Source organism: Eisenbergiella porci, assembly GCF_009696275.1.
Lineage (GTDB): Bacteria > Bacillota > Clostridia > Lachnospirales > Lachnospiraceae > Eisenbergiella > Eisenbergiella porci.
In genome coordinates this window covers 1-5,837 of sequence record NZ_VUMI01000105.1, presented here as the reverse complement: position 1 = coordinate 5,837, position 5,837 = coordinate 1, and the positions used below count along the sequence as shown (strand labels likewise).

Here is a 5,837-nt window from a genome sequence, read left to right as displayed (position 1 = left end):
CCATGAAGCGGTCAAAAGTGAGGACGGAAGCCGGGAACAGGAAGTGGAAATCTTCTACCGCTTTATCGGCAAAATCGAATGACACATCTTGAGATACCCAACAATATCTTTAACTAAGGGAAACGGGCAAAGGCTATCCCGATATCAGCCTTCTGGAGCCTCTGGCTGCAGCGCTGGATATTTCTGTCGCAGAGCTTTTGAGCGGAGATTATGTGACCAACCAGAACAAAATGGGAAATATGCTTCGCAGTGTTTTTTATGTATGTCCCGTTTGCGGCAATGTCATTCATACGCTGGGAAAATGCGTGGTAAGCTGCTGCGGCATTACACTGCCTGCACAAGAGGCGGAGGAAACGGACGATGGGCACAGTTTCTCAGTCGAACAGGTGGAGGATGAGTCATTTGTTACCGTTGCGCATGAAATGTCAAAAGCACATCACATCTCCTTCCTGGCCTGGGTGACCTCAAATAAGCTGGAGCTTCTGAAGCTGTATCCGGAGCAGAATGCGGAAGGACGCTTTCGGCTGAGAGGACATGGGGTTCTGTATCTTTACTGCAATAAACACGGTTTGATGAAAAGAAAAATCTGAACGGGCGGCGCATGATGCGCCGCCCCGTTCTTTTTCCAGCAATCCTGCTAAACTTTTTACGCTTCCTCACCTTCCGGTACAAATTCTAAATGCTTCAGACTACCAAATTTTCTCCCATGATTACGCTTCCGTAATCTGATTACTTTTTAAACAGCTTCATCAATCTCTGCCAGAAGGTAAGCGGCTCTTCCACAGTCTCCACTCTCTCTTTCTCAGGCAGTTTGATGCCTTCTGTTTTCATTACGAACTGTACCAGCCCGATGTTTTTGTTTTTATCGGAAACAAAGGACAATGGCGTAAAATCGCTTCCTGAAAAATCATTCACCACTTTGTCTATTTCATCATCAATCTGTGTATCAATATCCGAGGTTTTATCCTTGAATTCATCCGTTCCTTCCTTCAGATCCTTTACACCATCCGCCAGATCCTGCGTGCCGGTGAGGAAATCTCCTGTACCGTCTGCAAGCTGGCTGGTCCCGTCTTTCAGATCATCGGCAGCATCGGTGAGCTCCTTTGCGCCATCCGCCAGGCCGGAGACGCCATCTGCCAGATCCCTGGTGCCGTCCGCAAGTTCTTTTCCGCCATCATTTAATTCCGTTACTCCCGACTGCAGCTGGCTGGTTCCATCCGCAAGCTGGCTGATACCGTCAGAAAGAGCCTTGGCGCCGTCTGCCAGGGAAGCCACGCCGTCCGCCAGAGCGGAAGAGCCTGCGGTAAGCTGGCCCAGCTGTTCTTTGGTGGCCGGATTATTGAGTGTCTTCTTTAATGTATTCATTGCCTGGTATATGCCCAGTAGCTGATCCACACCAGATTTTGCCTCTAATATTTGAGGAAGCATTTTCTTAATATCAGAAATACCGAATCCCGGAATTGACGCTGCCTGCACCACTCTTCCTTCATAATGCGGCTCCTGTAGGAAACGTGTTTTCGTATAGTTAAGTGTTACCAAAGAATATGCACTTTTTCTTACGGCAAATGATGTATCCGTAATTTCTTCCGCCGGCTGTTCTTCATTGTTTTTTATGGTTTCCTGAATCTTTTTTGATTTCGGTTCTGTCTGTATATGTTTTTGATTCTTGTTCTCTTCTTGCGTTTTTGCTGCTTCCGGCTGTTCCACCGCTGTTTTCCCCGAAGTTTGTTTATCCTCTATCTGCTTAGATGAGCCTTCTGCTTCTCCGGTTTGATCCTCTTCCGCTTTGGATTCCTCTGTCCTGGATTCTTCTGTTTTAGAATCTTCTGTTTTGGATTCTTCCGTTCCATTTTCCTCAGAATCGGCTTCTCCGGTTCCCGATTCTTCTTCCGAAACTGTTTCCTCCTGAGTTTCTTCCGTTACCCCCTCAGTCTCTTCCTGGGTTTCCGTTTCTTCCTCTTCCGGTATGCTGTTTCCTGATATTGAATCAAGATCCTTTTGCTTTTCTTCCTGAGTCTTTGTACCTGAACTGGCTGTATCGTCCGGTATCATTCCTATTAACAAATTTATCATTGTATCCAGCCGCTCAGAAAAATCCGCTAACCGTTCGTATGAACTCTTCAGATCACTTTTGGGTCTGAGCCTCTCTTCAACATACTGCTGTAAAAACGGAGGCACCCCAGCTTTTACCTCTCCTATAATTCTCTCAATTAATCCTTCCGCCTGGCTGTCCAGCTCCGTCGTATTCCCCATGCTCCCAATCATCCCGACAAAGGTATTGATCCCTTCGCTCAGCTGCCCTGCGCCGCTCTTCAGCTTATCCGCGCCTTCCGCCAGCTTCTTCGCCCCGGCCGCCGCGCCTTCGTCGCCGCTGTAGCCGCCGGCCAGCTTATCCACGCCCTCCTTCAGGGAACTGATACCGTCGGACAGCTGGGTGGCCCCATCGGACAGATTATCGGTTCCGTCCTTCAGTGTATCAATGCCGTCCCCCAGGGAATGGGCGCCGTTGGAATAGCTTTCAATGCCCTCCTTCAGGCTGTTTGCTCCGTCATTCAGATCCGAAGCGCCGTCCTTTAACGCACCCGCCCCGTCATACAACTCGGCTGCGCCGTCGGAGAGTTCATCCGCCGCGTCTTTGATATCCCCCGTTTTCTCGGTGAGGCTGTCCATGGAAAGACTGTCCCTGTCCAGCTCAAAGGACATGGGCACCCCCTGAAAGCTGATGGGATCCATTGCAAAATCCAGCACATCCGCCGTAATTACAATATCTTTTTCCTGTCCCGCCATAATATTGTACACCAGCTGCTTGGAAGCTCCCACATTGCCCACAGTTGCCCCGGCGGCCTGCAGACGGCTACATTTATCCATATCCATGGTCACGGTCGCCTGAAGAAGGTAATTCTCAAAAAAGGCTTCCTCCACCTGATCGTTTTTCCCGATGTGAATGGTAATTTTAAGAGAGCCGTTCTGTCCGGCCAGCTCACCGGCTTCCATTTCCTTACCGTCCAGATAATAATGGATGGAAATTTCCCAGGGAAGCTCCTTTGTCTTCAGGTTCCCCTGATAGAAAAATTTTCCTTCCGGCGCTGCGGCTGTGACGGTATCCCCTTTTTTATTAATGTCACCATCCGTGGAAAGGTTTTTAACTGAATCGTATTTCCCGTAATCCACAATGTCCGTTTCCTTATCCAAAAGGTAAGCGTTAACCACATATATGCCGTCCACGCTTCCGTCCTGGTTCAGGTTCGCATATACATTTTCATCCTTCTGTGTATTCGGAACCGCTGCCGATACAGAAACACTGCTGCCAAGCACCATTGCCGCCGACAGGATATATGCTGTAATTTTTACGGCCATGCCATGCTGTTTTTTTCTCATATACACTCCTATCTGTGCGCCCGGCGCACATTCTTTGCAGCTGTTTTGCGCGGCAGGCCGCCGCCCTGGCGCACAGCTGTTTTATTTCCGTTCGAAATTTCCTCTCAATCCTTCTTTTCAGGCTCCGCCCTGTAAAAGCTGCAGTGCAGCGTTGTTTTCCTGATAACGCTGTCAAACAAAATCAGCAGCGTGGGCAGCACGAAAATAACCAGCACAAAGGACAGCGCCGCTCCCCGGCCAATCAGAATACCCAACTGGCTTAAAATGCCGTTGGTGGATACTTTCCCCAGAATAACCCCGGCCAGCGTCAGCACTGCCGCCGAGGTCAGTATGGAAACCGTGCAGACACGCAGCGTTTCCCTGGCGGCCTCCTTCTTTGGCATTTCCCTGCGGAATTCCATATATCTGTCGGAAAACAGGATGGCATAGTCAATGGTCGCCCCCAGCTGCACCGTACTGATAATCAGATAGCCTATGTAGAACAATGTCTGCCCCTGAAAATACGGGATTCCCAGATTGATCCAGATAGAGGATTCAATCACCAGGGTCAGGATTACCGGCAGGGTAAGGGACTTGAAATTCACGAGCAGAATAAGGAAAACAAAGGCAATGGCCAGGAAATTCACCCTTGCATTATCCTGGGTAATGGTCGTTTTCAGATCCTCCGTGCTCACCAGATCCCCTGCATATTGTATTTTATCCCCATAATATTTCTCACCGATGTTTCGGATGTCATTTATTTTTTCATACCAGTCCGCATCCTTTTCCGCCGCCTCCAGCGTGATGACAAACCGGCTGTAATGGGCTGAATACAGCTTGGAAACCGTTTCCGTGGGGAGGAAGGAATCCGGGATTGCATTTCCCACCGAATTCACATAAGAAACCACACTGGTTACATAGTTCAGTTTTTTCAGTTCCTCATTCATGGAGATTTCCTTCTCCATATCCCCTTTGGGAACCATGAGCACCACCGGATTGGAGGAACCGTACATGCTGTTGATGGCCTGCATATCCCTTCCCATCTGCGTGGCCTCCGTGCTGTATACCTCGCTTCCGCCGTAAAAAAAGTCGTTGTTCTGCTGCCCCAGAAACGAAGCAGGAAGCAGCACCACAATCAGCGCCAGCATGGGAAAACGTATTTTCATCACCACCGCGGCAAATTTATCGAACTTCGGCACAAAGCTGCGGTGCTGTGTCCTGTCTATCAGACGGTAGGTGGCAATCGCCAGGGCGGGCAGAAAACAGAGCACGCTCAGCAGGCTGAAGCCGATGGCCTTGGACATCACCCAGCCCATGTCCGGCCCGATTTTAAACCGCATGAGCACCAAAGCCAGGAAGCCTGTAACTGTGGTCAGCCCGCTGGAAAGGATGCTTCCCACGGACTGCTTCACCGCTTCCGTCATGGCCTTCTCCACCGGCAGGCCTCCGCTCCGGTTTTCAGAAAAACGGTGCAGCAGAAAAATGGAATAATCCATGGATACCGCCAGCTGCAGCACACTTCCCGCGGCATTTGTCACAAAGGAAATGGTGCCGAACATCAGATTGGTTCCCCGGTTCAGCAGAATAGCCACGCCTATGGTTATCATAAACAGCACCGGCTCAAACCAGGAATCCGTAGTCAGTATGAGAATCAGAAAAATGATGGGAACTGCCAGCAGCATGATCTGCTGTACCTCTCTGGAGGTATTCACAGGCGCAAGCACGGAGGTCACCGCCGCCCCTTCCATACAGTTTTCCTCACCAATGATCTGCCTTACCGCAGGTATCACGCTCTCTCCCTTTGCCTCATCCACGGTAATGCTGAACAGGGCGTTCCCGTCCTTATACCAGTCATCTGTAATCTTTTGATCCACTGTTTCCAGAGGCTCATAAATATCTGCCGCATCATCCAGCCAGTTAATTTCCTCCACGCCGTCCACGGCGGCGATTTGTGCCTTCACCGCCAGAGCCCGGGGGATGGAAACATCATAAATAAGCACACGCATATTGGGGACGGACTGGCTGTATTCATCCTCCATGACCTCCAGCGCCTTGGTGGAGGCAGACTTATCGGGCAGGTAATCTGCGAAATCATAGTTTACGCCCACCAGGCCGGAAAGGACGGCACACAGGAGGGCTCCCAAAACGAATACACCGATAATCAGTTTTTTATGTCTCAGCAGGAATTGGGTATACCGTTCCATTTTTTTGCTCCCATCTGCCCGTTTCGGCGGGCATGTATTTAAGCCATATACGAATCAGGCCGCCGGAAACGATCTTCCTTCAGCTTCTGATTTTTATTCAACTCTATTTTATTACTCAACAGCTGTTGATTTTCTTGTTTTTATAAATTAGGTGTTAGTCCGTAAATGTGTTGGTAAGGTTATATAGTCAATATCCCAGCCGTTCTTATATCCTTATTATTGTGGTAATAGCTTGTGCCGGTTACTGCCAATACGGTTTCCGTCAACCGCCCGATT

At 49.5% G+C, this 5,837-nt stretch carries 4 protein-coding genes; 2 read left to right on the top strand and 2 right to left on the bottom strand.

Features of this window, described 5'->3' with window-relative positions:
- On the top strand, positions 1-82 hold an 82-nt coding region (locus tag FYJ45_RS32940), incomplete at its 5' end, for a DUF4368 domain-containing protein (RefSeq protein WP_154468082.1).
- 115 nt (positions 83-197) lie between these two features.
- Entirely contained in the window at positions 198-590 is a 393-nt protein-coding gene (locus tag FYJ45_RS28610) for a hypothetical protein (protein WP_235931062.1), read from the top strand.
- A 139-nt stretch (positions 591-729) separates the two neighbouring features.
- On the opposite strand, the gene FYJ45_RS28605 is transcribed toward FYJ45_RS28610, so the two are convergent.
- Both FYJ45_RS28605 and FYJ45_RS28600 read right to left on the bottom strand, forming a co-directional pair.
- On the bottom strand, positions 730-3,378 hold the full coding sequence (locus FYJ45_RS28605; RefSeq protein WP_154468349.1) for a YhgE/Pip domain-containing protein: 2,649 nt from the start codon (positions 3,376-3,378) through the stop codon (positions 730-732).
- Positions 3,379-3,482: 104 nt separating this feature from the next.
- Complete coding sequence (locus FYJ45_RS28600; protein WP_154468348.1) at positions 3,483-5,561, bottom strand: efflux RND transporter permease subunit; 2,079 nt, start codon at positions 5,559-5,561, stop codon at positions 3,483-3,485.
- Positions 5,562-5,837: the final 276 nt, after the last annotated feature.